21 protein-coding genes and 2 pseudogenes are annotated in these 24,741 nt (G+C 41.0%); 8 read left to right on the forward strand and 15 right to left on the reverse strand.

The window, feature by feature from the left end; translation table 11 throughout:
- Positions 1–26: 26 nt before the first annotated feature.
- The 5 genes from gyrA to FTU16_RS07010 all read right to left on the reverse strand — a co-directional run bounded on the left by gyrA (position 27) and on the right by FTU16_RS07010 (position 7,221).
- The gene (gyrA, locus tag FTU16_RS06990) at positions 27–3,011 is read right to left on the reverse strand and encodes a DNA gyrase subunit A (RefSeq protein WP_180162980.1); all 2,985 of its coding nucleotides are present in this window, start codon (positions 3,009–3,011) and stop codon (positions 27–29) included.
- Positions 3,012–3,301: 290 nt separating this feature from the next.
- A complete protein-coding gene (locus FTU16_RS06995) occupies positions 3,302–3,745 on the reverse strand; it encodes a hypothetical protein (protein WP_257224280.1) in 444 nt (147 codons plus the stop codon).
- 642 nt (positions 3,746–4,387) lie between these two features.
- Positions 4,388–5,320 (reverse strand): FAD-binding protein, encoded by a 933-nt coding sequence (locus tag FTU16_RS07000; RefSeq protein ID WP_180162981.1) that lies wholly within the window; start codon positions 5,318–5,320, stop codon positions 4,388–4,390.
- Positions 5,321–5,338: 18 nt separating this feature from the next.
- Positions 5,339–6,091: an electron transfer flavoprotein subunit beta/FixA family protein gene (locus tag FTU16_RS07005; protein ID WP_078192067.1), complete on the reverse strand. Its 753-nt coding sequence runs from the start codon at positions 6,089–6,091 to the stop codon at positions 5,339–5,341.
- A 524-nt stretch (positions 6,092–6,615) separates the two neighbouring features.
- Positions 6,616–7,221, reverse strand: a complete 606-nt coding sequence (locus FTU16_RS07010; protein ID WP_180162982.1) for a LysE family translocator — start codon at positions 7,219–7,221, stop codon at positions 6,616–6,618.
- 113 nt (positions 7,222–7,334) lie between these two features.
- Here FTU16_RS07010 and FTU16_RS07015 point away from each other — a divergent pair, with 113 nt between their 5' ends.
- The gene (locus FTU16_RS07015) at positions 7,335–7,829 is read left to right on the forward strand and encodes an Lrp/AsnC family transcriptional regulator (RefSeq protein WP_078190405.1); all 495 of its coding nucleotides are present in this window, start codon (positions 7,335–7,337) and stop codon (positions 7,827–7,829) included.
- Between the two features lie 449 nt (positions 7,830–8,278).
- Here the strand turns inward: FTU16_RS07015 and FTU16_RS07020 are convergent, their stop codons facing one another.
- The 7 genes from FTU16_RS07020 to FTU16_RS07050 all read right to left on the reverse strand — a co-directional run bounded on the left by FTU16_RS07020 (position 8,279) and on the right by FTU16_RS07050 (position 14,930).
- Positions 8,279–8,650, reverse strand: coding sequence for a hypothetical protein (locus tag FTU16_RS07020; RefSeq protein WP_168378267.1), 372 nt, complete (start codon positions 8,648–8,650; stop codon positions 8,279–8,281).
- 281 nt (positions 8,651–8,931) lie between these two features.
- Positions 8,932–9,855: a tyrosine recombinase XerC gene (locus tag FTU16_RS07025; protein WP_180063735.1), complete on the reverse strand. Its 924-nt coding sequence runs from the start codon at positions 9,853–9,855 to the stop codon at positions 8,932–8,934.
- A 71-nt stretch (positions 9,856–9,926) separates the two neighbouring features.
- Positions 9,927–10,760 (reverse strand): enhanced serine sensitivity protein SseB C-terminal domain-containing protein, encoded by an 834-nt coding sequence (locus FTU16_RS07030; RefSeq protein ID WP_180162983.1) that lies wholly within the window; start codon positions 10,758–10,760, stop codon positions 9,927–9,929.
- A gap of 84 nt (positions 10,761–10,844) precedes the next feature.
- A complete protein-coding gene (gene dapF, locus FTU16_RS07035; protein ID WP_180026692.1) occupies positions 10,845–11,690 on the reverse strand; it encodes a diaminopimelate epimerase in 846 nt (281 codons plus the stop codon).
- 13 nt (positions 11,691–11,703) lie between these two features.
- Complete coding sequence (gene lysA, locus FTU16_RS07040; protein WP_180126393.1) at positions 11,704–12,948, reverse strand: diaminopimelate decarboxylase; 1,245 nt, start codon at positions 12,946–12,948, stop codon at positions 11,704–11,706.
- A 24-nt stretch (positions 12,949–12,972) separates the two neighbouring features.
- The gene (locus tag FTU16_RS07045; RefSeq protein WP_372491094.1) at positions 12,973–13,182 is read right to left on the reverse strand and encodes a lipoprotein; all 210 of its coding nucleotides are present in this window, start codon (positions 13,180–13,182) and stop codon (positions 12,973–12,975) included.
- 344 nt (positions 13,183–13,526) lie between these two features.
- Positions 13,527–14,930: an amino acid permease gene (locus tag FTU16_RS07050; protein ID WP_180009988.1), complete on the reverse strand. Its 1,404-nt coding sequence runs from the start codon at positions 14,928–14,930 to the stop codon at positions 13,527–13,529.
- Positions 14,931–15,260: 330 nt separating this feature from the next.
- Here FTU16_RS07050 and FTU16_RS07055 point away from each other — a divergent pair, with 330 nt between their 5' ends.
- Entirely contained in the window at positions 15,261–16,616 is a 1,356-nt protein-coding gene (locus tag FTU16_RS07055) for a sodium:alanine symporter family protein (protein ID WP_180065027.1), read from the forward strand.
- A gap of 243 nt (positions 16,617–16,859) precedes the next feature.
- On the opposite strand, the pseudogene FTU16_RS07060 reads toward FTU16_RS07055, so the two are convergent.
- Positions 16,860–17,216, reverse strand: a pseudogene (locus FTU16_RS07060) (hypothetical protein); the annotation flags it as partial.
- Positions 17,217–17,401: 185 nt separating this feature from the next.
- Between FTU16_RS07060 and radA the strand changes: the two are divergent.
- The 6 genes from radA (at position 17,402) to FTU16_RS07090 (ending at position 23,166) form a co-directional block, all read left to right on the forward strand.
- Positions 17,402–18,790 carry a DNA repair protein RadA gene (gene radA, locus FTU16_RS07065; protein WP_180003350.1) on the forward strand — a complete coding sequence of 463 codons (1,389 nt, stop codon included), beginning with the start codon at positions 17,402–17,404 and terminating at the stop codon, positions 18,788–18,790.
- A gap of 123 nt (positions 18,791–18,913) precedes the next feature.
- Complete coding sequence (locus FTU16_RS07070) at positions 18,914–19,915, forward strand: Tim44 domain-containing protein (RefSeq protein WP_180003352.1); 1,002 nt, start codon at positions 18,914–18,916, stop codon at positions 19,913–19,915.
- A 203-nt stretch (positions 19,916–20,118) separates the two neighbouring features.
- A complete protein-coding gene (locus tag FTU16_RS07075) occupies positions 20,119–20,466 on the forward strand; it encodes a hypothetical protein (RefSeq protein ID WP_180162984.1) in 348 nt (115 codons plus the stop codon).
- Between the two features lies 1 nt (position 20,467).
- Entirely contained in the window at positions 20,468–22,216 is a 1,749-nt protein-coding gene (locus FTU16_RS07080; protein WP_180162985.1) for a PepSY domain-containing protein, read from the forward strand.
- A complete protein-coding gene (locus tag FTU16_RS07085) occupies positions 22,213–22,551 on the forward strand; it encodes a DUF3325 domain-containing protein (protein ID WP_180162986.1) in 339 nt (112 codons plus the stop codon). Before FTU16_RS07080 ends, FTU16_RS07085 begins: the two co-directional genes overlap by 4 nt.
- A 102-nt stretch (positions 22,552–22,653) precedes the next feature.
- Complete coding sequence (locus tag FTU16_RS07090) at positions 22,654–23,166, forward strand: tetratricopeptide repeat protein (protein WP_180020727.1); 513 nt, start codon at positions 22,654–22,656, stop codon at positions 23,164–23,166.
- Between the two features lie 64 nt (positions 23,167–23,230).
- Here the strand turns inward: FTU16_RS07090 and FTU16_RS07095 are convergent, their stop codons facing one another.
- Positions 23,231–23,755 (reverse strand): cysteine peptidase family C39 domain-containing protein, encoded by a 525-nt coding sequence (locus tag FTU16_RS07095; protein WP_180162987.1) that lies wholly within the window; start codon positions 23,753–23,755, stop codon positions 23,231–23,233.
- Positions 23,756–23,820: 65 nt separating this feature from the next.
- Positions 23,821–24,615, reverse strand: a pseudogene (locus FTU16_RS07100) (DUF4424 family protein); the annotation flags it as partial.
- Between the last annotated feature and the right edge of the window lie 126 nt (positions 24,616–24,741).

A 24,741-nucleotide genomic window follows, 5' to 3' on the forward strand; every position in this document is an offset into this window, starting at 1 on the left:
TAGCGCCCTCTTTTCTAAATCTTCAATTAGTCTTCTTCAGGCTCATTGAGATCTGATTCATTGTCATTTTGATCAATAATCGTTGAGTCATCGACAAGTTGCTCAGTTTCGATTGCTTCCACTTCTTCAAAAGTTTCGTCTTCTTCAACTGCTTCGATCGCCACAACACCGACTAAAATTTCGCTTTCACCTAAACGGATCAAACGAACACCTTGAGCATTACGACCTGTTTGTGCCACTTCAGACGCACGTGTACGAACCAACGTACCGCCATCTGAAATTAACATTAGCTCTTTAGACGCATCAATCGCTACCGCACCAACAAGTTCACCGTTACGTTCAGATGTTTTAATTGCAATAACACCTTTACCGCTACGTTTCTTGGTTGGGAAGTCATCTACTGGTGTACGTTTACCATAACCATTAGCTGAAGCACAAAGTACTTCACCAGTTTCCGGAACAACTACCAGTGACACTATACGGCTAATGAGAGCTGAATCAGAGGTATCTTCATCATCAGACTCTACATCCGCATCCTCAGCGTCTTCAGCTTGAGCTGCTGCACCAATGGTCACGCGCATACCACGAACACCTTTGGCAGAACGACCCATTGAACGCACGTCAGTTTCTGCAAAACGAATGGCTTTACCTTCGTTTGAGAACAACATGATTTGTTGTTCGCCGTCGGTAATGGCAACACCGATTAAGGTGTCATCACCATTGAGTTCAATCGCGCGTAGACCGTTTGAACGAACATTCGAGAATTGTTCTAACTCAACACGTTTAATCGTACCGTATTCTGTTGCCATAAATACGTAGAAGTTTTTACGAACGGCTTCTGCTTGCTGTGCAAAGTCATTGATGATTTCATCATCAAGATCAGTGGTAGAAAGCTCTAAGCCCAACTGTTTCAATTGAACACGTAATGCATCAGACAAGTCATCTGCACCGTCTTCAGTCTCAGCAAGTGCAGCTTCTAAACCAGCAAAATGACTATTAATCACTTCATTGGTTTGTAGCTGTGCACTATTGGCTTTTACAAATGCTTTAAAGTCAGCCAAGCGTTCTTTAAATTTCTTCGGCGCATCAACCACAGGTAAAATAGCGGTGATGGTCTCGTTTTCATCTAATGGCAATAAGTTCACCATTGGACGACCTTTCGCACCACGAGATGCTTGAGGTACTTCATACACTTTCAGACGATAAACTTTACCCACATTGGTAAAGCAAAGCACTGTTGCGTGGTTTGAAGTCACGATCAAATGTTGGATGTAATCGTCTTCTTTCATCGAAGTTGCAGACTTACCACGTCCACCACGACGCTGTGCAGCGTAGTCTGACAATGGTTGAGTTTTTGCATAGCCTGATTTAGAAACAGTTAGTACCATTTGCTCTTCAGGGATTAAATCTTCACGAGAGAAGTCGATACGTGATTCCACGATATCGGTACGACGTGCATCGCCATATTGTTGAAGGATTAAAGCTAATTCTTCTTTAATCACGTTCATCAATAAGTTGAAATCGTTCAAAATTGCAGTATATTCAGCAATTTGACCAAGAATTTCTGTATATTCAGCTTGTAACTTGTCTTGTTCTAGACCGGTTAAGCGATGTAAACGAAGTTCTAAGATCGCACCTACTTGGGTTGGAGACAGACGATAAATATCACCTGTTAAACCAAATGGACGTGCTGGATCTTCGCCTTCAATTTCATCTGGACGGACAGATACCGCGCCTGCTTTTTCAAGCAATGCAACAACACCACCGCCTGCCCACTCGCCCGCTTGTAAACGTTCGCGCGCTTCGCTTGGGTTTGCAGAAGTTTTGATGGTTTCAATAATCGCATCGATATTTGCGAGTGCAACTGTCAAACCTTCTAAGATATGTCCACGTTCACGTGCTTTACGCAGTTCGAACATGGTACGGCGTGTAACCACTTCCTGACGGTGACGGATAAACGCTGCAATAATATCTTTCAAGTTCATTAACTTAGGCTGACCATTATCGAGGCAGACCATGTTAATGCTGAATGAATTTTCTAATTGGGTATTTTGGAATAGATTATTTACAATCACTTCAGCGTTTTCACCACGCTTCAAGTCAATTGCAATACGCATCCCTTCTTTATCTGATTCATCACGCAGTTCAGAAATACCTTCAAGTTTTTTCTCTTTGACCAACTCAGCAATACGTTCAATAGTTTTTGCTTTGTTAACTTGATAAGGAATTTCAGTGAAGACAATCGTGCTACGACCCGATTTTTGGTCTTCTTCAATGTGATATTTACCACGGATATGCAAACGGCCTTTACCTGTACGGTACGCATCGACAATGCCTGATTTACCGTAAATGATACCGCCTGTAGGGAAGTCTGGACCAGAAATGTGTTCCATTAACCCTTCAATGCTGATGTGCGGATCGTTGGCATAAGCAAGACATGCATTAATGACTTCTGTCATGTTATGCGGAGCCATGTTCGTTGCCATACCTACAGCAATACCAGCTACACCGTTAATCAACAAGTTAGGCACACGTGTCGGCATGACTTGTGGAATACGTTCAGAACCGTCGTAGTTGTCTTCCCACTCTACGGTATCTTTCTCAAGATCCGCTAAAAGTTCGTGGGTCAATTTACGCATACGAACTTCGGTATAACGCATTGCTGCTGCACTGTCACCATCGACAGAACCGAAGTTACCCTGACCATCAACCAATTGATAGCGTAAGCTGAAATCTTGAGCCATACGAACAATAGTTTCGTATACAGCTAAGTCACCATGTGGGTGATATTTACCGATGACGTCACCGACTACACGGGCAGACTTTTTGTAAGCTTTGTTGTAGTCATTGCCCAATTCGTGCATTGCAAAAAGCACACGACGGTGAACAGGTTTGAGACCATCTCGGACATCTGGCAACGCACGTGACACAATCACGCTCATTGCATAATCGAGATATGAGCTCTTCAGTTCATCCTCAATGGCAATCGGTCTAATTTCCGATACGCTCATGCATACTCCTTGTTATACAAGCAGAATTCTGCCCGCATTTATATACCGTAAATCTGTAAAAATTAGTTCAAAAAACACTGAACCAATATCAAAAATCAAGTCGGACAGTATAGCATAAAAACCCTGATTTTTGTGCCAATCATCTTGCACTAGAACCATGATTTTTTGTATTTATTTTAAGCATTTTGATTTTATTTGCTGTGAAAAAAACCTCTACGAATAGAGGTTGTTTAATGTTCAAAAAATTTCTTTTCGAAGCTTCAAATTTAGACGCATAAATGTGATAAAAATCACTCTTTATGATATTGCATGACCTCTAATTCTTGAGGCACATGATCCTGCTGCATCCATGGGTATGCTGTTAAAAACAAACCTAAAATAAGCGGAAATTCATAAACTTCTTCGATGAAATCTTTATAAGCTAAATCGTACAAAAATAAAAAACTGAGACTTCGACTATGCTCAACTGCATCAGAAATCAGCAAGCCCAATATCACCAAGCCCAATGGCCAAATTGGTAAAGCCAAGGTTTTTAGCTTACGTGCGATTTCTTGGCGTAAATAAGGCGAAAACAGCATAAAGACGACAGGTGCAATCATGAATACCGAAATTAAACGAAAATACGGTTTAGGTACATCAGGGAAATAGTCACGCCCCCAGCTAATGCTACGACCAAATAGCAACAACCACCATGCGACAGCCCACAACCAAAATTGTTTCTTTCCATCTTGCATTTCAAGTGGTCGAATATAGAAAAAAGTAAAAATCGCAAAAAACAGCAATAACAATGCTTAGACCGATTCAACTGCTGTAACAGTCATTCCATCAAATAAAGGAAAAGAGATACTTTGTAAAACAGGAAAAAGTAAACAACAGATCATCAGCACCAATACACTGATTGGTAACTGAAAATCAAATTTCAAAGGGAGACTCCGCCTAAAGGCAAGTTCAATAAAAAAGCAATGTTAACACAAAATATACAATCCTTTAAGCTTGCTTTAAGTTTAAGATTCAAACTTGAAGGATAAATTTTTATTATTTTATTTTAAATCTTTGTATTTTTTTATAATTTATTAATCTCCATCCTATTACCAAGCGATTGCGCCTGCTTACTTACCATTTAAGTTTTAACATACAAATACCTTACGCTAAAGTAGTGTCTAATACCAATAATAAGAAACACCATATGAATTTTGAACTACTAAACTAAGAATCCACTACCCTCATAAGCATGAAACATCTAAGTGCAAATTTATATATGTACATTTACGTATAATTAATCGATTAAACATTGCCAAGAAGACCTACTAATTCTTCAAACAATAAAAACGCCCCTAAACCATAAGCTTAGGAGCGTTTTGAACTGCGTTCAGAAATTAGATTTTAGATACTAATTCTGGAACAACAGTATTCAAATCACCCACTAACCAGTAGTCAGCTACTGAGTTAATTGGCGCTTCTTCATCTTTGTTGATCGCAACGATCACTTTAGATTCTTTCATACCTGCCAAGTGCTGAATCGCACCAGAGATACCTACAGCGATGTACAAGTCAGGAGCAACGATTTTACCCGTTTGACCCACTTGCATATCGTTTGGTACGAAACCAGCATCAACTGCTGCACGAGATGCGCCTTGCGCAGCACCAAGCTTGTCCGCTAATGGATCAAGTACAGTGTGATAGTTTTCACCTGAACCAACACCACGACCGCCTGAAACAACTATACGCGCAGCTGTTAATTCTGGACGTTCAGATTTCACGATTTCTTCAGAAACGAACTTAGAAATACCAGCATCACCAGTAGATGCAACAGCTTCAACTGCAGCAGAGCCGCCTTCGCTTGCAACAGCATCAAATGCAGTACCACGAACAGTCGCAACTACAACAGACTCGCCAGACTCTACAGTTGCAATCGCGTTGCCTGCATAGATTGGACGTTTGAAAGTTTTAGGACCTTCAACAGCAATGATGTCAGTGATCATGCTTACGTCAAGTAACGCAGCAGCACGTGGAAGTACGTTTTTGCCCGTTGTCGTAGAAGCAGCAAGGATGTGAGTGTAACCCGCACCGATAGAAGCAACTAATTTAGCAACGTTTTCAGCCAATTGATTAGCATAAGCAGCGTCGTCAGCAAGTAATACTTTGCTTACACCCGCAACTTTAGCTGCTTGGTCTGCAACTCCTTGAGCGCCTGAACCAGCTACTAATACAGTGATATCACCACCGATTTTTTGCGCTGCAGCAACAACGTTAAGAGTTGCACCATTTAGTGCTTTGTTGTCGTGCTCAGCGATAACTAAAATACTCATGATTTTTATCCTTCTGTATTAGATCACTTTCGCTTCGTTTTTCAATTTATCTACAAGCTCGTCTACAGACTTCACTTGTACGCCCGCTTTACGTTCTGCAGGAGCTTCAACTTTAACAGTTTTAAGCTTAGTTGCAGGTGAAACGCCATAATCAGCAGGTGACTTAGTATCAAGCGGTTTTTTGCGCGCTTTCATAATGTTTGGAAGAGCAGCATAACGTGGCTCATTCAAACGTAAGTCAGTTGTGATGATTGCAGGAAGTGCAAGTTCAACAGTTTGTAAACCACCGTCGATTTCACGAGTCACTTGTACTTTATCGCCTTCAACTTTAACTTCTGAAGCGAAAGTACCTTGGCCAGCACCTAAAAGCGCACCAAGCATCTGGCCAACTTGGTTAGAGTCGTCATCAATTGCTTGTTTACCAAGAAGGATCAATTGAGGTTGTTCAGCGTCTACAACACCTTTTAGGATTTTTGCAACTTCAAGTGCACCTAACTGGCTGTCGTCAGCTTCAACAAGGATCCCGCGGTCTGCACCAAGCGCCATAGAAGAACGGATTTGTTCTTGAGCTTCTTTAGGACCAATAGAAACAACAACGATTTCTGAAACAGTTCCTTTTTCTTTTAAACGAACCGCTTCTTCCACTGCGATTTCACAGAATGGGTTAATTGACATTTTAACGTTCGTTAAGTCAACACCACTGTTGTCCGGCTTAACGCGAACTTTAACGTTGGCATCAACCACACGTTTTACAGCAACAAGAGCCTTCATGTAATCCTCGGCTGTTTTAGCAAATGTAAATGTTGAGAAAAGTTATATTAACTCTTCACTTTAAATTTTTTAGGTGCCCTATCTTGCAATGTGTACGGCATTTCGGTCAAGTCACAATTATCGAAAGACCTGTAAAAAAGCGTAATTTCCTTGAACTTATCGTTCACATTTTTTAAAGAATGCTTTAGTTATCCCAAAAAACGCATTATTCAGTTATTTTTTAAGCATTGATTTTTATTATTTTTTTACTTGATTTAGATCATCAAAAGAGCTGATTTAATATCAATTTTCGATCAATCTTTCTGAAATAGAGCTTTCCCTCTACACATTCGGCAACATATCTAAACTTGTCATTTAAGATAGAAGCATAATGAATTTAGCGCTGATTTCACTTTTCCGAAGCTAATTGGCGTGTTTTTCTCCTTTTTTATTCTTAATATCTGCCGATATTCATCTCATATAAAAAAACCTCCGCTTTCACGAAGGTTTTAGTTAAGGCATTTAGCCCATTTTACATTTGCGTTCTAATTGGTAATTAGCCATGTCGCAGCTAGAGCCAACAAACCGCCTGATGTACCGTCGATCCACTTTTGTTTGCGTTCATCGATTTCTGTTTTTTGTGTAATACGTGCAAAGACCAAACTCAAACTACAATACACCACAAAAATCAGCCCAATAAAAATGAAGGACAAAATCAAACCTTGGCTCACGGTATTCGCTGATTTATCGATAAATTGCGGCAAAATTGCAAAATATATCAACATTCCTTTCGGGTTCAGTAAAGCCGTAAAAAAGCCTTTTTTAATCGGGTTGGACGCTGACTTTTTCTCAATACTTAATTTTTTACTGCTAAATACTGAACGTAGCAAATGCGTCGCCAAATATAAAATATAAGCAATCCCCAACCAGCGGATTGTTTCAAAGAGTAGTGGAAATGACACGATAATCGCAGCAATACCCAATGCCACCAAAATCGAGTGAACCAAATAACCTGAACACACACCTACTGTAGCCATCATGCCTGCTTTTGCATCCTTACCCATCACTTGTGACAGGATAAAAAGCATATCGGGTCCTGGTGTGAAAATAAGGGGAATTACCGTTAAGGCAAATAAAGCAAATACAGACATTTCAATTTTCCCTTTCTATGTCCTGAAAGTGAAATTAGTATGTTTGAATCGCTTTAAAATAGGATATCAAATATTCTATAATAGATATTATTTTTAGAATTATATTCTATTTTATGAAGACATCTTCTAAGTCAATTCTAGTTAAACTAGATCGTATTGATAAAAATATCATTCGCGCACTTCAAAATAATGGTCGTATGCAAAATAATGACTTAGCCAAGGAAATTGGACTCTCTCCTTCTTCTTGTTTACGTCGGGTCAAATTACTCGAAGAAGCAGGTGTGATTCAGAATTACACCACCGTGGTCGATCCACAAAAGATTGGCTTTCAATTGATTTTATTCTCTCGTATTTGGTTGACTGGGCAGGATGCTGAAACCATCGATACCTTTATCGAAGCTATGAAAGAACTTCCTCAAGTCATGGAGTGCTACATTATTTTGGGTGAGTGCGATGCAATGCTAAAAGTAGTGGTGCCTGACCTAGAAAGTTACCGCAAATTTCAGTCTACTCACTTAACCAAGAAAAATGGCATCACCAGTGTAAAGACTGATTTACCAAGCCAAATCATCAAACAAAGCTTCCAGTTACCGTTAGAAGATTTATAAACAGAAATTGGTCTGCCAAGGAACAACTCAAGCATCAGAAACGACGAGGCTGATACTACAAGCTTGCCAATGTAGTGACGGATTACCTTCACAACCTCGAATGCAAATACTTAGCTATGCGGTATTTCATTATATTTTAAGCAAAGAAAAATAATGATTTGCGGCAATTGAGTAGGAAATATCTAGGAGGTCTTTGAGCTCAATTGCTCAAGTAGGAAAACCATTGATTTTTAGGCTCACACTATCAAGACTGAATGAGTTGAATTACTGAGCAGCGAAACGGATTGGCATTTAGAAATTTTTGTTTAAGCAACTAAGCTATGCAAAGAAGATTAACACTCTAACGCTCTGCTCACAAGCATCACAACATGTCATGGAGCGAGTGATATAAGGGCTAAACATCCAAAACCAATGAAGATAGCCCTTGAGTTGTTTATTTGACCAATGGTTTAGGCTGGCTGATTTTCCAAAAAGTCACGATGGATGTGGCTTAGGTCAATAAGTTCATACTTTGCCAAATCAAAAATACGCCAAATGGTGAGGGCATCTTCTTTACTGTCAAATTTAGCAGTTGCTTTATTGGTAAGCTGCCATTGTTTATCCGAAATCCAAATAAAGTATTGGCCCGTCGCCGCATTAAACGCCTGAACTTTTCCATCGGCATTAATCCCTTGTAGCTGCGCACCTTCAGGTAATACAGCTTCTATTTCAGGCAAACCAATTTCAACGAAGTGCTTGATTTGGCGTAAGCCGTATCCTGCAAAAATTTCTTTTTGCTGACCATTTAACTGGTCATATTTTTCTTGAATATCTGAAATCATGGTATGGCCTATATATTTTTTTAACGGTACAGCAATTTAGTAAATAGCGAATTTCACTTCGGCACTTACGTCAATTCAATAATGGACAATTTTTATACCCGATAATTTGAATTTTTATAATGCGACAATAGTTCAAAATGTCGGTCAATTTTACCAATATTTTTTCACATCCTTATTTAACTTTCATGAAGCAGACCACTTTAGGATGCAAAATATGAAATCTAGCCTATAAATTTAAGCAATATTTAGACCACTACGAGCTAAAGTCGTATTTGCAATTGTTACGAATCTTTATGCTGCGCCCGTGGATGGGCTTGATCATAAACTTGTGCCAATCGATCAAAATCCACATGGGTATAAATTTGTGTAGTGGTTAAATTACTATGCCCCAACATTTCTTGTACAGCACGCAAGTCACCACTATTGGACAACATATGGCTAGCGAAGCAATGACGCAATAAGTGTGGATGTAAATCGACATTTACACCTGCACGTTGAGCTTGAAATTTAACTCGATTTTCAATTTGCCTTACCCCGAGTGGATTACCTTTTTGGGTGATAAAAACTTGGGCTTCTGGGACAAAATCACCATGCCATGCAGGATATAATTGCAACCAATGCATCACAGCCTCTTTTGCTTTAGAACCAAAAGGTACAATGCGTGTTTTATTGCCTTTACCCGTAATACGTAACAGTTGGCGATTAAAATCAATATCTCGAATGGTTAAGCCCTGCACTTCAGCCAAACGTAAACCACTTGAATATAGCAACTCCAAAATCGCTTTATCACGTATCCAAAGTTGCCGTTGAGTTTCACTTTCTGGCTCAGGCTGTTCCATGATTTGTTTAATGGTTTCAATATCGACCAATCCAGGTAAAGGACGTGATTGGCGTTTGAGCTGAAAATCATCTGCGGGGTTGAAACTAAGATAATCCCCTTGTTCTGCCCATTTCATAAATTGGCGAATCGAAGATAACATGCGCTGCAAACTACTTGGACTGAGCTGAAACTGTTCCACTTTATGAGCAACAAATTCACGCAGATCTGACTTTTCAACATCATGCAGTGGCAAGTTGCGTATTGTACAAAATTGGAGAAAATCACTGACATCACGCTCATACGCTTGCAAGGTATGTTTAGACTGATTTTGAATTTCACGTTCCTTCAACCACATAGCCAGTAGTTGACTCTGATCCATCGTCATCTGTCTTCTCCCATTTCAACATGTGCTTTAGCGTTGTGGTACGTTCTCTAAAGCGATCTTACATATCTGTTTTATGAAAAGAGTCTAGCAAAGAACCCCTTAGGCTTACCATCAACACGTTGGTAAAAAGCTTGCGTTTCATTAAGCAAATACCCTTCTACACCATCCGCACTGTGTGGATTGACATGGATTAAATCCACTGGGCATTGCTCTTTTAAACTATCCTGTGTGATACGACCAATTTTACTGTGCAATTCTTGAATTTGTTGTTCAGATAATCCTGCTTCTAAATCTAATCCGATCAACAAAGTCGGTGAATCATCTCGAGCTTGATTCAGCATTTGCGCTAAATAAGCAGCTTTTACCACACGCTCTGTGCCGAAAAAAATGCTTAATTGATCAATCATAAACTGCGGATATTCCGCCGGCTGACCAATTAAAACTTCCGTATCTTCCGTAACTTCATAGTTTTCTGAGGGCTGAATATACTGCCCGTTCAGCAAATGTTGAATTTCTTCTGGTACAAAGTCCTTCGTCGCATCAGGTGATTGTGGATTCAATACAAGCCTTGCCCCCATGGTCATTTCAAATAATGCCTTGGTTGGTAGCCGGATATACGACTCCCCTTCAGATATTGCTAAACGCATTTTTTCCAAGGACGTAAAAAATGGAATGACGCAATCATATGTTTCATCTTCCCATGATTTCAATTGAATACGGTCGCCTTCATCCAAGATCAAATCTTCGGCAATACGTGAATCACGTCCCCCTGTTGTTCCCACACAATACACATTGGCTGCCAATAACTGAGCTAAAAATTCGGGTCGATACGCGGGTTCATGTAAGGCTTTATGAAAAAGTTGTTCTAAGATTTCTTCTTTTATTTCTTCGTTTATTTGTTCCATGTTGACTCCAATCCCATTGAATTATAATTTTTTATTCACTTTTTATTTTATGAAAAAAGCCCTGAATGAATCAGGGCTTTGATTTTAACCTTGGAAGTAACTTAAATCTAAGCGTCCTTCGTAAACTGTTGCAGTTGGTCCAGTCATCCAAACCACACCACCTTCTTGCCACTCAATTTGCAGCTTACCACCTGCCAACTCTATTTCGACCGAATTGGCTAATAAACCACGACGCATACCTGATACTGCCGCTGCACAAGCACCTGTACCACAGGCCATAGTTTCACCGACACCACGTTCAAATACACGTAAGCGTGCATGTTTCTCGTCCACAATTTGCATAAAACCTGCATTTACACGCTGTGGAAAACGCTCATGCGATTCGACTTGTGGACCAATTTTAGCAACGTCTGCGGTAATAACATCAGGAACGATCGTCACTGCATGCGGATTACCCATACTCACCACATCAATGGTGAGTTGTTCATTATTCGCCAATGCAATGTCGTATAAGTTTTCAGGCTCCTCCGCAATAAATGGAATTTCATGCGGCAAAAAGCGAGGATAACCCATGTTAACGCGCACCCAACCATTTACACCTAATTCAGGCTCTACGATACCTGACTTGGTTTGTACTTTGATTTTGGTTTTGCTGGTCAACTTACGTTCATGCACAAAGCGCGCAAAACAACGTACGCCATTTCCGCATTGTTCAACTTCCGAACCATCTGCATTAAAAATACGATATTTAAAATCGACATTGGGTAAATCAGGTGGTTCTACAATCAAAAGCTGATCAAAACCAATACCAAAATGACGGTCGGCCAAACGCTGAATCGTCACTGTATCTAAATAAGCTCGTTGGCTAATCAGATCGACCACCATAAAGTCATTGCCAAGGCCATGCATTTTGGTAAATTCTAATAACATCTCGAATTTCTCCTTAAGGCAATAAACGTTCACGTTCCCATAAGGATTCGATGGTTTCACGCTCACGAATCAAATGAGACTGATCACCGTCAACCATCACTTCAGCAGCACGTCCGCGGCTGTTGTAGTTTGAGCTCATGACAAAACCATAAGCACCCGCACCCAATACTGCAAGCACATCATTTTCTTGAATCGCCAACTGACGTTGCTTTCCGAGGAAATCGCCGGTTTCACAAATCGCACCAACAACATCCCAGTCTTTCTTTTCTGTATCAGTACGAGGCGTTACTTCCTGAATATCCATCCATGCTTCATATAAAGCGGGACGGATTAAGTCGTTCATAGCAGCATCAATAATGGCAAAATTACGATGATTGGTCGGTTTGAGTAAATCAACTTTGGTTAACAACACACCTGCATTTGCAGAAATACTACGCCCCGGCTCCATATATACCTTAAGGCCTAATTTTTCTAAAGCCGGACGCATTGCCTGAGCATATTCTTCAACAGTTGGCGGAACTTCGTCTTTGTAAGTCACGCCTAAACCACCACCAATATCGATGTGTTTTAGATGAATACCCATCTCTTTCAGTTGATTGATCATTACAATGACACGATCAAGTGCATCAACAAAAGGCTGAGTTTCAGTCAACTGTGAGCCGATATGACAATCAATCCCGATAATCTCAAGATTTGGCAATGATGCCGCATACGCATAAGTTTCAAAAACGCTGTCTGAAGGAATACCGAATTTATTTTCTTTTAAACCCGTAGAGATATAAGGATGGGTTTTAGCATCCACATCTGGATTTACACGCAATGAAATCGGTGCTTTCTTACCCATTGCAGCAGCAACTTTTTGGATTCGATCCAACTCTGCATGTGATTCAACGTTAAAACATGCAATACCCACGTCCAATGCTTTTTGGATATCGGCTTCAGTTTTACCCAAACCTGAGAATACAATTTTAGAAGCTTCACCACCGGCTTTTAACACACGTGCGAGTTCTCCACCCGTCACGATATCAAAACCAGCGCCCTGCTTGGCAAGTACGTTTAACACCGCAAGATTAGAGTTTGACTTTACCGCAAAACAAATTTGATGGTCGATAAAGCTAAATGCACGATCCATATCTGAATAATGCTTTTCAAAAGTAGCTTTTGAATAAACATAAAGCGGTGTGCCATATTGCTGTGCAAGCTGTTGTAAAGAACATTGCTCTGCATGCAATACCCCATTCGTACGGGTGAAACTCATGAAAGTATCCTTTCTATAAAAGCATTAAGGTGTAGGGTTAGAATTTGAAGATTCCGATTCAGTTGCAACAGGAGCCGCTTGTTTTTCCTGCTTTTGCTGTGCAGGCGTATCTGGATAAATCAGATATTTTGCGCGCTTATCTGCATTTGCATCTGAAGGTAAATGCAATGCACCAGACTGACCACAAGCGGTCAGCAGCACAGCACTTGCTAATACAATAATTTTATAATTCATAAAACGATACATAAACGTACCTAATGAAAAGATTTTTCCGAGTATAACGTGATCAACCCGCGGATAAAAGAAAAGCCCTGTAATTCCAAGTGAGCTTTTTGCCATTCTGCACTAAATTTAAGCAAAATTTGATGGTGCTGTTTTCAATCCTTATTTGTCTTTATTTCTAGCTCGATCAGGCTATTGATTTCACTGAAATAGCATATCAATTTGAATGCTGTTTAATACAAATCGAAACGCTAATAAACAGTCTGTTTTAACTTAAAATAAGTCTATATCCAAATAAAAAAGCTGCCCCCTCAGGAGCAGCTTTTTATGTTTTTACATCAGATCAAAAATGTAAATTAATGGTGCTTTTTCTTATAAAAACCGAAATAGCCAATAATCAATATGATGAACCAAATCGGGCTCACCATGAGCGCTTTCATGGTATCTGCTTCTAGCGACAAGACATAAATCATGCCGATGAAGAAGATAATCACGAGCCAACAGGTATATAAACCACCCGGTAGTTTAAAGGTTGATTTCGCATGCAACTCAGGACGAGTTTTATAGTAAACGATATAGCTCCAGATAATCATGAGCCATACGCAGATAAATAAAATCGTCGACAGTGTAGTTGCTAAAGTGAAGGCTTCAACCGTGTTCGGTACGAAATACTGTAATGCCGCACCCAACAGTAAACAAACTGCCGAGAAATATAACGCATTTGCCGGAACTGCACGTGAGTTTAGACGGCCAAACGCTTTTGGACCTTGCTCTTCACGAGATAAACCAAACAACATACGTGAAGTCGAGAACACACCACTATTCATCGATGACATAACTGATGACAACACAACCAAGTTCATAATAATCGCAGCAGCAGCAATACCGGCTTGGCTAAACAAGTTCACGAATGGTGAAATGCTTGGGTCAATGGCATTCCATGGCGTAACGGACATCACAATCACAAGTGCCAGCACATAGAAAATAATGATACGAATCGGAATCGAGTTGACAGCTTTAGGCAAGTTGTGTTCTGGATCTTTGGTTTCTGCTGCCGTAGTACCCACGAGTTCTACGCCGACAAAGGCAAAAATGGCGATTTGGAAACCTGCCAAGAAGCCAGTTACTCCTGTTGGGAATAGACCACCATGTGACCATAAATGTGTGAATGATGCGATTTCACCTGTCGATGAGGTAAAACCGGTAAAGATCATCCAAAGACCGACACCAATGAGCACCACGATTGCAATAATCTTAATCAGTGCAAACCAAAACTCTAATTCACCAAAAAGTTTAACCGTAACAAGGTTTAAACCCATGATAAAAACAATGGCGGCAACACTGATCATCACCCCTTCTTCGGGCGAGAACGGGTTACCTCCATTAAAGAATTGCAGGTAATAAATGATGGCCGATAAATCAGCAATCCCTATAGTGATCCAGCACAGCCAATAGGTCCAACCCACAAAATAACCTGCCCACGGGCCGATTAAGTCGGTTGCAAAATCGATAAAAGATTTATATTCAAGATTTGATAGTAATAACTCGCCTAATGCACGCATGACGAGGAAAACCATAAAACCAATAATCATATAGATAATAAGGATGGACGGACCAGCTAAACTGATGGTCTTTCCTGACCCCATAAATAAACCTGTACCAATCGCACCACCAATCGCAATCAATTGCAGGTGTCGGTTGGACAGGCTTCGTTTCAAATCGCCGCTATCGGCGTGCGATCCATGACTCTCATTTGACATTATTTAATTCAACTTCGCGTTCCAATTGCGACAAATTAACGTAAAAGTTTCAGAAAATACAAAATTATTTTTCATCATCTATATTTTCGGATTAAGTGACAAAGTTAATTTATTTTTCTTATATATAAAAATCTTAACCTCTATCCCAAATTCAAAGCGACAAACAAAACAACAATTTACTTGTAAAAACTTCAATTCTATGCAAAAAATATTTTCCCAACGATAAAAAATTTATGCCAAAAATCATGGAAGTTTCTAACAATGGCATATCAATTGCTACAGATATCAAAAATGTAGCATTCACTCAGGACCGATAAGAAGAAAGATACTATGCAAGATCTACACACACTCATGAATACACTCAGCGGTTGGGTCTGGGGCCCATACATGTTGGTCCTCATTGTCGGAACAGGTGTATTCCTCACCTTCCGTTTACTATTCTGGCAATTCCGCATGTTGCCTTTAGCATTTAAACAAGTGTTTGGAAGGCATGAACATGCCAAATCACATGAAGGCGATATTTCACATTTTGCCTCACTTATGACTGCTTTATCTGCAACCATCGGTACAGGTAATATCGCAGGCGTTGCAACAGCCTGCGTCCTTGGTGGCCCCGGTGCAGTATTTTGGATGTGGATGACAGCCCTCTTTGGTATGGCAACCAAATATGGTGAAGGCGTACTCGCAGTCAAATATCGCGTAAAAAATGAAAATGGCGAAATGAGCGGCGGTCCAATGTACTACATTGAACGTGGACTGAAGTGGAAATGGCTCGCTGTCATTTTTGCCCTCTTTGGTACTTTAGCCTCTTTCGGCATTGGCAGTTCAGTACAGTCCAATACGGTTGCCCTCGCTGTTGAAAATAGTCTCGGACTTGAAACGTGGATTACAGGTATTGTTATTACTATTCTGTCTGCTTTAGTAATTCTCGGCGGAATTAAATCCATCTCTAAAGCATCCTCTTATATCGTACCTATTATGGCTGTCGGTTATGTATTGGGTGGACTAATCATCATTTTAAATAATCTTGAATTGGTCATTCCTTCTCTCAAATTAATCTTTACCTATGCATTTACTGGCGAAGCTGCGGCAGGTGGTGCGATTGGTGCGGCTATTCGTTATGGTGTTGCCCGTGGTGTTTTCTCTAACGAAGCAGGTATGGGTTCTGCACCTATTGCCGCGGCTGCTGCGAAAACGGATCACCCTGCACGTCAAGGTTTAGTTTCAATGACAGGTACATTTATCGATACGATTATCGTGTGTTCTATCACCGGGATTGTTTTGGTCATGGGCTTTATTATGGCAGGCAACAGTTTTGGCGACCAAACTGGTGCAGTTTTAACTATCAGCGTATTTGATAAATTATTACCGGGTTTTGGCGGCTTGATCGTCACCTTCGGGATTATTTTCTTTGCATACTCAACCATTTTAGGTTGGAGTTACTATGGTGAAAAATGCTGTACTTACTTACTTGGTGAAAAGTTTGTCTTGATTTACCGTTTGATTTACATCGCTTCAGTCTTTGTAGGCTGTGTGGCGACTCTTGATCTTGTGTGGTTATTTGCCGATACCTTTAACGGTTTGATGGCTGTACCAAACTTAATTGCGCTGTTGTTACTTTCTGGTGTTATTGCCAAAGAATCGAAGGACTTTATTGCACGTCGTAAATCAGGTGAACTGTACTAATCCTTTCACGCTACTAAACAAAAAGCCACGTGAATTCACGTGGCTTTTTTATTCGGACTGATAATCGATATTTACTTATTGAATCGTACCGATTTGACCATCATCAAATTTGTCGTTTTTCGTGTTGCTTTCATTGGATTCATCCTTTTGATCTGACTCAGCATCTTCAATAAAGCCTTCGCCAAATTGGTCACCAAACTCATTTTCAGCATATTCAGAATCTACAGCACTGGCTTCCATCAGATCCGCTTCGATTTCTAAGGCAATTTCCAAGGATAAAGAAAAGAACAATACCCCCTGAATTTTCATGTTCCCTTGTTCATCTTCAAGATATTCACTGAGAGTTTTATATGCAGGGCTGCTTTCATCAAAAGGTACGTCAAGGTATAAATCACCTGTATAGCTATCGATCAAAGACTCACCTTCTAGCCCCATACAAGGGAAATACTCGAGATTTTGCAGGTCAAACCAGTGCATAACGTCATTACGTACCGTATTTTTTTCAGGATGTTGATGATCATATTCTTCAAAATGCACAAATAACACATCACGATTTTTTTCACGTGCGATGGCATCGATATGTCGTAATAGTTCAGTCATGTGGTGACCCATTTCAAAAAATATAATGCGCTATTATAAAGTGCTTACTATATAAAAGTGCAGCTATTGAAAATAAAACGACATCAATTGACCTTCAACAGTCATTTCATGCGATAAAAACTTGGTTTTTCGATGTATTCACCGCTATGCTGTGACTCAATTTGAGTTTGTGCACAGTAAATATTATGGCGAAAGCAAAAAGTGTCTATCGATGTGAACAATGTGGTGCTGATCATCCCAAATGGGCCGGTCAATGTACCGAATGTGGTGAATGGAATTCATTAGTCGAAGTCAATATTGCACCCGCCGTTACACACCGTGCACAGCCTAAAATGGGCGGTGGCTATGCAGGTCAAGCCGCTGCTGTGACCACCTTAAATCAAGTTTCTGTTTCGCATGAAACCCGAATGGCAACAGGTATTGGTGAATTTGACCGTGTGCTTGGCGGTGGACTGGTCACAGGTTCAGTAGTGCTGATTGGTGGTGACCCCGGCATTGGTAAATCCACTATTTTGCTACAAACCGCAACCTATATGGCGGCGAGTAAAAGTTCTGCCTTATATGTCACAGGTGAGGAATCTTTGTCTCAGGTGGCGCTACGTGCCCAACGCCTAGATTTGCCGACCGATCAACTCAAAGTCATGGCAGAAACCTGTGTCGAGCGTATTTGCGAAGTATTGGCACATGAACGCCCTGCCGTGGCCATTTTAGATTCGATCCAAACCTTATACACCGAAACACTCCAGTCTGCGCCGGGCGGTGTTTCCCAAATTCGTGAATCGGCTGCACTCCTGACCCGCTTTGCCAAAAATAGTGGCACAGCATTGTTTATTGTCGGTCACGTAACAAAAGAAGGCTCTTTGGCAGGCCCTCGTGTGCTTGAGCACATGGTCGATTGTGTTTTGTATTTTGAAGGTCAATCTGACTCTCGCTTCCGTATGATTCGTGCGGTGAAAAACCGTTTTGGTGCGGTCAACGAGCTTGGGGTATTTGGCATGACCGATAAAGGTCTGCGCGAGGTATCAAACCCTTCTGCCATTTTCCTTAGTCGTTATGATGAAGCCATTCCGGGCTCTATCGTCATGATTAGCCGTGAAGGTACACGTCCACTTTTGGTTGAAGTTCAGGCTTTGGTAGATGATGCGCACGGACAACCTCGGCGCGTGGCCTTAGGTTTAGAACAAAACCGTTTAAACATGCTTTTAGCCGTTATGCACCGTCATGGTGGCGTACAAACCGCAGGACAAGATGTCTATGTCAATGTCGTCGGTGGCTTAAAAATCACGGAAACCGGTTCTGACCTTGCGGTACTTTTAGCCTGTGCCTCTAGCTTAAGAGCTAAAGCCCTGCCACAGCATTTGGCAGTATTTGGTGAAGTCGGCCTTTCAGGCGAAATCCGCCCTGTACCCAATGGACAAGAACGACTCAAAGAAGCCATTAAGCATGGTTTTAAAACCATTATTTTACCGCGTGGGAATGCACCGCAAAAACCGATTTCAGGTGTAGAAATTATTTCTGTCGCACGTTTACATGAGGCGTTGAGTCAGGCAATTACACTTACCGATGAGTCTTAGTCACGTTGAATCGTTTATTTTGAATGAATTTTCAATTTTTTACCGATGTTCTATTGAAATTCAGTACAAATGGCGGCATAACTAGATGGCTATTTTAAATTTATATAGATATAGGAAAATTTGATGGAAGTTCGACAGCGTGGTTTGATGACTGCTCTTTTAACAGCAGCCCTTTTGGTAGCGCCGATTGCAGAAGCGAAACGTGCCGGTGGTGGTAAAAGCCATGGTATGAGCCGTCAAGCTGCTCCAACTCAGTCTTATCAGCAACCTCGTCAATCTGCTCCTGTTCAACAGCCTGCAACTGCTGGCGCTCCAGCAAAATCTGGCTCGAATGTGGGCGGAATGGTTGCTGCTGGTGTGGCTGGTGCTGCTATTGGTGCAGTCGCTGCAAATGCGATGGCCGATGACAATAACGGTCAAGCAGCTTCTGAAGCGCAAGCTCAACAACAGGAAGAGAAAGGTGGTATTCCAGGCTGGATCTGGATTTTACTTGCCGCTGCTGTTGCCTTCTTCATTTTCCGTAAGATGGGCTCAAAAAAAAAACTAGCCGCTAACAATCCGTATGCGCCAAACAGCGGTGCAAACAATGCACCGTTTGGCCAGCAAAATGCTGCACCTCGTGCAGGTAATGACAATACGAATATTTTTGGTAATTCTGTAGGCGGTAATTCAGCAGCTTCAAATGCTCCATTTGGTGCAGCTGCAGCAACGAACGCGCCTTTTGGTGCTGCCTATACCAACAGCGGCAATCAATTGCCTGATGGTACAGAGCCAGCAACATTTTTACGTGTTGCACGTCAGCGTTTTAACCACATTCAATCGATGAATACGGCAAGCAACATTTCTGAAATTCAGCGTTACTTAACGCCTGATCTTTACCAGTCTATGTATAACGACATTATGGCGAATAAAGATGAAGACGTTGCTGAGTTTTCTAACTTAAATGCTATGGTGGTCGATTCTGCTAACGAAAATGGTCAATACGTTGTAAGTGTGCGTTTTACAGGTACTGTAAGTGAAGACTTAAATAGCCTGCCACAGCCTTTTGCTGAAGTATGGCATTTTGTTAAACCTGCGGGTTCTGATCAAGACTGGTTAGTTGCAGGCATTCAACAAGAGCAATAATGTAGACAATTAAGCATTCTTGCATTCTAAAATAGCGACTTCGGTCGCTATTTTTTTTGCCTTTATTTCCCCTCTTTTTAAATCAATTTCTACTCAGCATGCTGAAATATCAATAATTATGTGAATACATTATTCTAATTATTAATAATAATTGTTATCATTTAGATTAACTTTAATACAATTCCCAAGCGCTTAAGTATTTTATGAATAGCTCACCACCTGAGGCACTCGTGACACCCCTCAAATCTGCGCTGCCTAAAACGCGTAAAGACACTCCTTCTCTATTGACCTATCGCTTGATGATTTTCTATCGCTTTGCCCTCGCTTTAGTGGGCGGATATGTTGTCGCAATGCTATCTGCCATCGTAATTGTAGATGTATTTAGCGAAGACCGTGGAAGTGCAGCCATGAGTGCAACTTTAATTTCATTTATCCTGTGGAGCTGTGCATTTATTTGGGTCTTTATGGTGAATAAAACCCTCAAAGCAACTTTAGGCATTGTGATCCCTGCGGTGTGTTTGTATGCCATTTACATAATGATGGGAAGCTAAAATGCGTGTTGATGCAAAAGTAGAGGGGCCTCGCCAGTCCATGTCTTGGCTGCATACATGGGCTAGCCTAATCTTAGGTTGGTTGCTGTATGCTATTTTCCTGACCGGAACCCTGAGCTTCTTTAAAAATGAAATCAATGTTTGGATGACACCTGAGCTGCATCAATCTGTTCCAGCCAGTTCACAAGTCCAACAAACTGAAGTCGCACTGAATTATTTACAGCAAAATCATCCGAATGCAGGTGCTTGGAATATTTTGCTGCCAAATACGCGTCAAAATGCCACATTAATTACCGTTCGTGAACAAGGTGAAGACCCTCGCGCACGCCGTGGTGGTAAACAAATCTACATTGATAGTGCTACAGGTGAAGTGCTTGAGCCGCGCGATACGCGTGGTGGTAATTTTCTCTATCGTTTCCATTTCGAACTATATGGCATGCCACGTATGTGGACACGATGGTTTATCGGGATAGCCACACTGTTGATGTTAGTTGCCATCATTAGTGGTGTGATTACTCATAAAAAAATCTTTAAAGATTTCTTTACCTTCCGTTCAGGCAAAGGACAACGTTCTTGGCTCGATGCACATAATGCAACCGCAGTATTTGCGCTTCCCTTCCACATCATGATCACCTTTAGTGGCCTGTTGCTACTGTTATTTACGATCATGCCTTGGGGGATTGAACGTATTTATGAAAACCGGGGACAATTTTTACAAGAACAAAATCGTGCCTTAGTTCAGGAAAATAAACCTGAAGGACGTGAATCTGCTCAAGGACGCGAAGAACGTGGCCAACGTCTACAACAAGCTCGTGCTAATTCTGCACAAAACCAAGGCGAAAATCGTGCTGATGGTGGTGAAGGTCGAGGAGATCGTCGCTCTAAACGTGAAGGACAACCTGTCGTTGCTGCTCCGTTGACCAAATTAGCACCAATCGTGACTGCGGTTCAAGCTGAATGGAAAACTAATCCGATTAGTACCGTTAGTATCATTGCACCGAATACAGACCAAGCTAAAATTGAACTACGTGCCTTACATGGTGAAAGTGTCGCGTATCGAAATGTCTATGCAAGCAAACAATTTGATGGCGTAACAGGCAAAGACTTAACTGACGAAAGTGCCAAGTTAAAGCACCCTTCTGTACCGATGGGTATTTACAATGTTGTGACTACGCTGCATGAAGCACGCGGTGTAGATTTAGCACTACGTTGGCTGTTATTCATTTCAGGGATTATAGGCACCCTGATGGTCGCTACAGGTCTCATTCTGTGGTGTGTAAAACGTGCGCCGCAACAGCAAAAACAAGGCTTTAAATCATTTGGCTACCGCACGGTTGAAGTGACCAATATTGCAGCGATTATTGGTTTACCCATTGCCTGTGCAGCATTTTTCTATGCCAACCGTTTTATTCCAGCACAGCTTGAAAACCGCTCGGAATTAGAAATTCGTAGTTTCTTTATTGTTTGGCTACTGACGCTCGTTTATGCGATGTTCCGTACGCACCGTCAAGCGTGGCTGGAACTTTTAGCTTTTGCCACAGCAATTTTTGCCCTACTGCCAATTGTAAACTTCATGACTGGTGGTCAACCGCTTTGGAATACCATGGCAAATGGCCAATGGATAATTGCATCCTTTGATCTTGCAATGTGGCTTTTGGCTATCTTGTTTGCCTATTCATTTTACAAAGTGAAAAAGCATAAAGGGCTGCCTGTTAAAAAAGCACGTGGCACAAAGGAGGTTGAAGCATGATGTTCTTTCTCCTGATTTGGGCACTGAGTAGCTTAGGTTTTTTTGCCTTGGCTTGCAGCATGTCTAAACATCAAAAGCAGTTCTACAGCAAAGAGTTAAGTGTGGGCCAAACACGGTTAGCCACGTTAGTCGGCTGGGCGCTATTGATTATTGCCTTGATAATTTGCCTCTCTCTTGGAACGCCGAGCAATAACATCAGTTATTGGTTTGGCGCGCTGACCATTGCGGCTTTATTTGTCGGGCTATGTATTAGTTATATCGCTGAATTTTTTTGGAAAATTATTGGTGCATTGGTTGTCGTATTTGTATTGTCAGCAGTGTTATTGAAATTTTAATTCTTTAGACAACATTCTCTAAACATTGAAAGCCAATCTTCGGATTGGCTTTTTTCATGCCAACAGATTAGGCTATGCCTATTCTGCTCTTTTGGATTACACATGTCTGAACTTTCAATCTCTCCTGCTTTATATAACCGCGCTATGGTAGGCAATAAAGATGCTCAATTTGAACTGGCTGAAATTTATATGCAAAGTGAAAATGATGAGCATGTTGAACTTGCTGAAGAATGGGCACTCAAAGCAGCTCAGTTAGGTCATGTAGAAGCCATGTATTGGCTGGGTGAAGGCTATGCAGTCTATGCCAAAGATATGCTCGAAGAAGATCCTGAAGAATCTAAAACCTATTTTGAACATGCGCACCGCTGGTTAGAACAAGCGGCAAAACATGACCATCCTGCTGCAATTTTAGAATTGGCCAATTTTTACCGTCGCGGCGATGTGGTGGAAAAAGATGTCGCTAAATCCATTGAACTTGTTGAACAATCTGCCAAACTGGGCGAAGTTCAAGCCATGCGTGATTTGGCTTTTATTTATGTCAATGGCTTAGGCATCGACGCCGATGAAGAAAAAGCAGATTTTTGGAATGAAAAAGCCAATGTGGCTGAGCAGTAATCCAATTCTTTTCTAAAAAATAAAGCCCATCTCATGATGGGCTTTTTGCTTTTAACAAAATGGCTCAGCTCGCCACATAGTCATTTACATCCACCGTAATGACTTGTCTGCAAATGCCCTCTGCCCCACGCTGCTGTTCAAATACGTCTGCTGGCATGGCATCAAAACTGTCAAAGAAACTGATTTCTGCTTCGTCAATTTCATACACCAAAGAATGATTCCCCACGCCCTCTAGGGTGTCGTAATAGACAATCACAAACTGATTTTGTTCAAAAGCCTGCTGGATTTGTGCATAGCCAATTGCAGGTAATATAGGCAGTTCCAATTGATCCGCTTCTGCATAGCTGCGTTTTTCACTGTCTTGCAGCTCAGGATCATGCTCTGTGTAAAACTTTACTAGAAAGCCAAACTTTTTCAGTCCTACAGCCAAACCAATGGTTGTTGTGCCATGGCCAGCTTCATAAGCGCAAACTTCGATGAGCTGCTGAATGTCTGCATCTATACCTAAGTGCTGCAGCAACATCCACACTGCATAAATGCCGCTATTGGCTTCTAAATTTGCCAACTCATCAGGTATTTCCATCGACATATATCAAAACTCAAAATTGCTTATGGACGATGATAAACAAATCGCAGCAGTTTTGCCTGCAAGTTTTAATCCAGACCTGATTTCACATGCACAAAAATAATGTCCAAATCTTGTTTGGGCACAAAATTCTTTTCAACCATTTGAAACTGCGTAGCGCTGATTTTCTTCACTTTACCTGCCCAGCAAAAAGAAACCAACTCTCCTGCATCACGCTCGATAGTCAGTTTAAAATCTTGAATAGGCTTTGCCCAATTGGCACCAGTTTTTAAGATATAGCCCAGCGCTTGAAATGGTGCATGCTGTGATTTAGCCTTTCTGAGTCCTGCCTTAAAGTTTTGATCCATACAATAACTTTTATTATATTCATCAGGATATAAAGCCACAGACCCACCCACCAGCGGTGCATATTGATGCTGTACACGTGTGAGCGCATTGGCTTTAAACGTTTGCTTCCAACTGTAAATCACCTGAGACGACCATGAAATGGTTTCATTCGGATCTTTGGGCAATACTTTTTGCAGCGCTACATTTTTACAGCGTCTGAGTTTTGTTTCGAAAGTTTCATATTCAACATCTTGCCTGCTCCACGGATTCAGCATGTTTTTTTCCGTAAACCCGCATTGCTTAAAACTCTCCGTCATATCAATCGGGGCTGTTTTCGCATTTTTTTGAATAAAAGTGCGCACGTGCATTTCAGGCTGAATCGTTTTTCCATTCACTTGAACTTTAAAACTTTTGAGCAGCTTTTCTGTATTGGCAAAATCAGATTCAAAGAAGTTTTCTACTTTTGGCAACGGAAATAAGACCGTTTCAGTGACATCTTTATTGCTTAAATTTTTAAACTGGTAATCAACCTTAATAGGATCTGTTGACATTTGTTGATTAAAAAAATAGCGAGATAGTAAAATTAAATCGCCAAACCCAATTTTACACTCGCTATGCCTCGAACAATGCTAAATGATCAACACTGGTCCAAGTTACTTGCT

It is taken from the genome of Acinetobacter sp. YH12069 (genome assembly GCF_013419675.1).
In the GTDB taxonomy this organism is placed as follows: domain Bacteria; phylum Pseudomonadota; class Gammaproteobacteria; order Pseudomonadales; family Moraxellaceae; genus Acinetobacter; species Acinetobacter amyesii.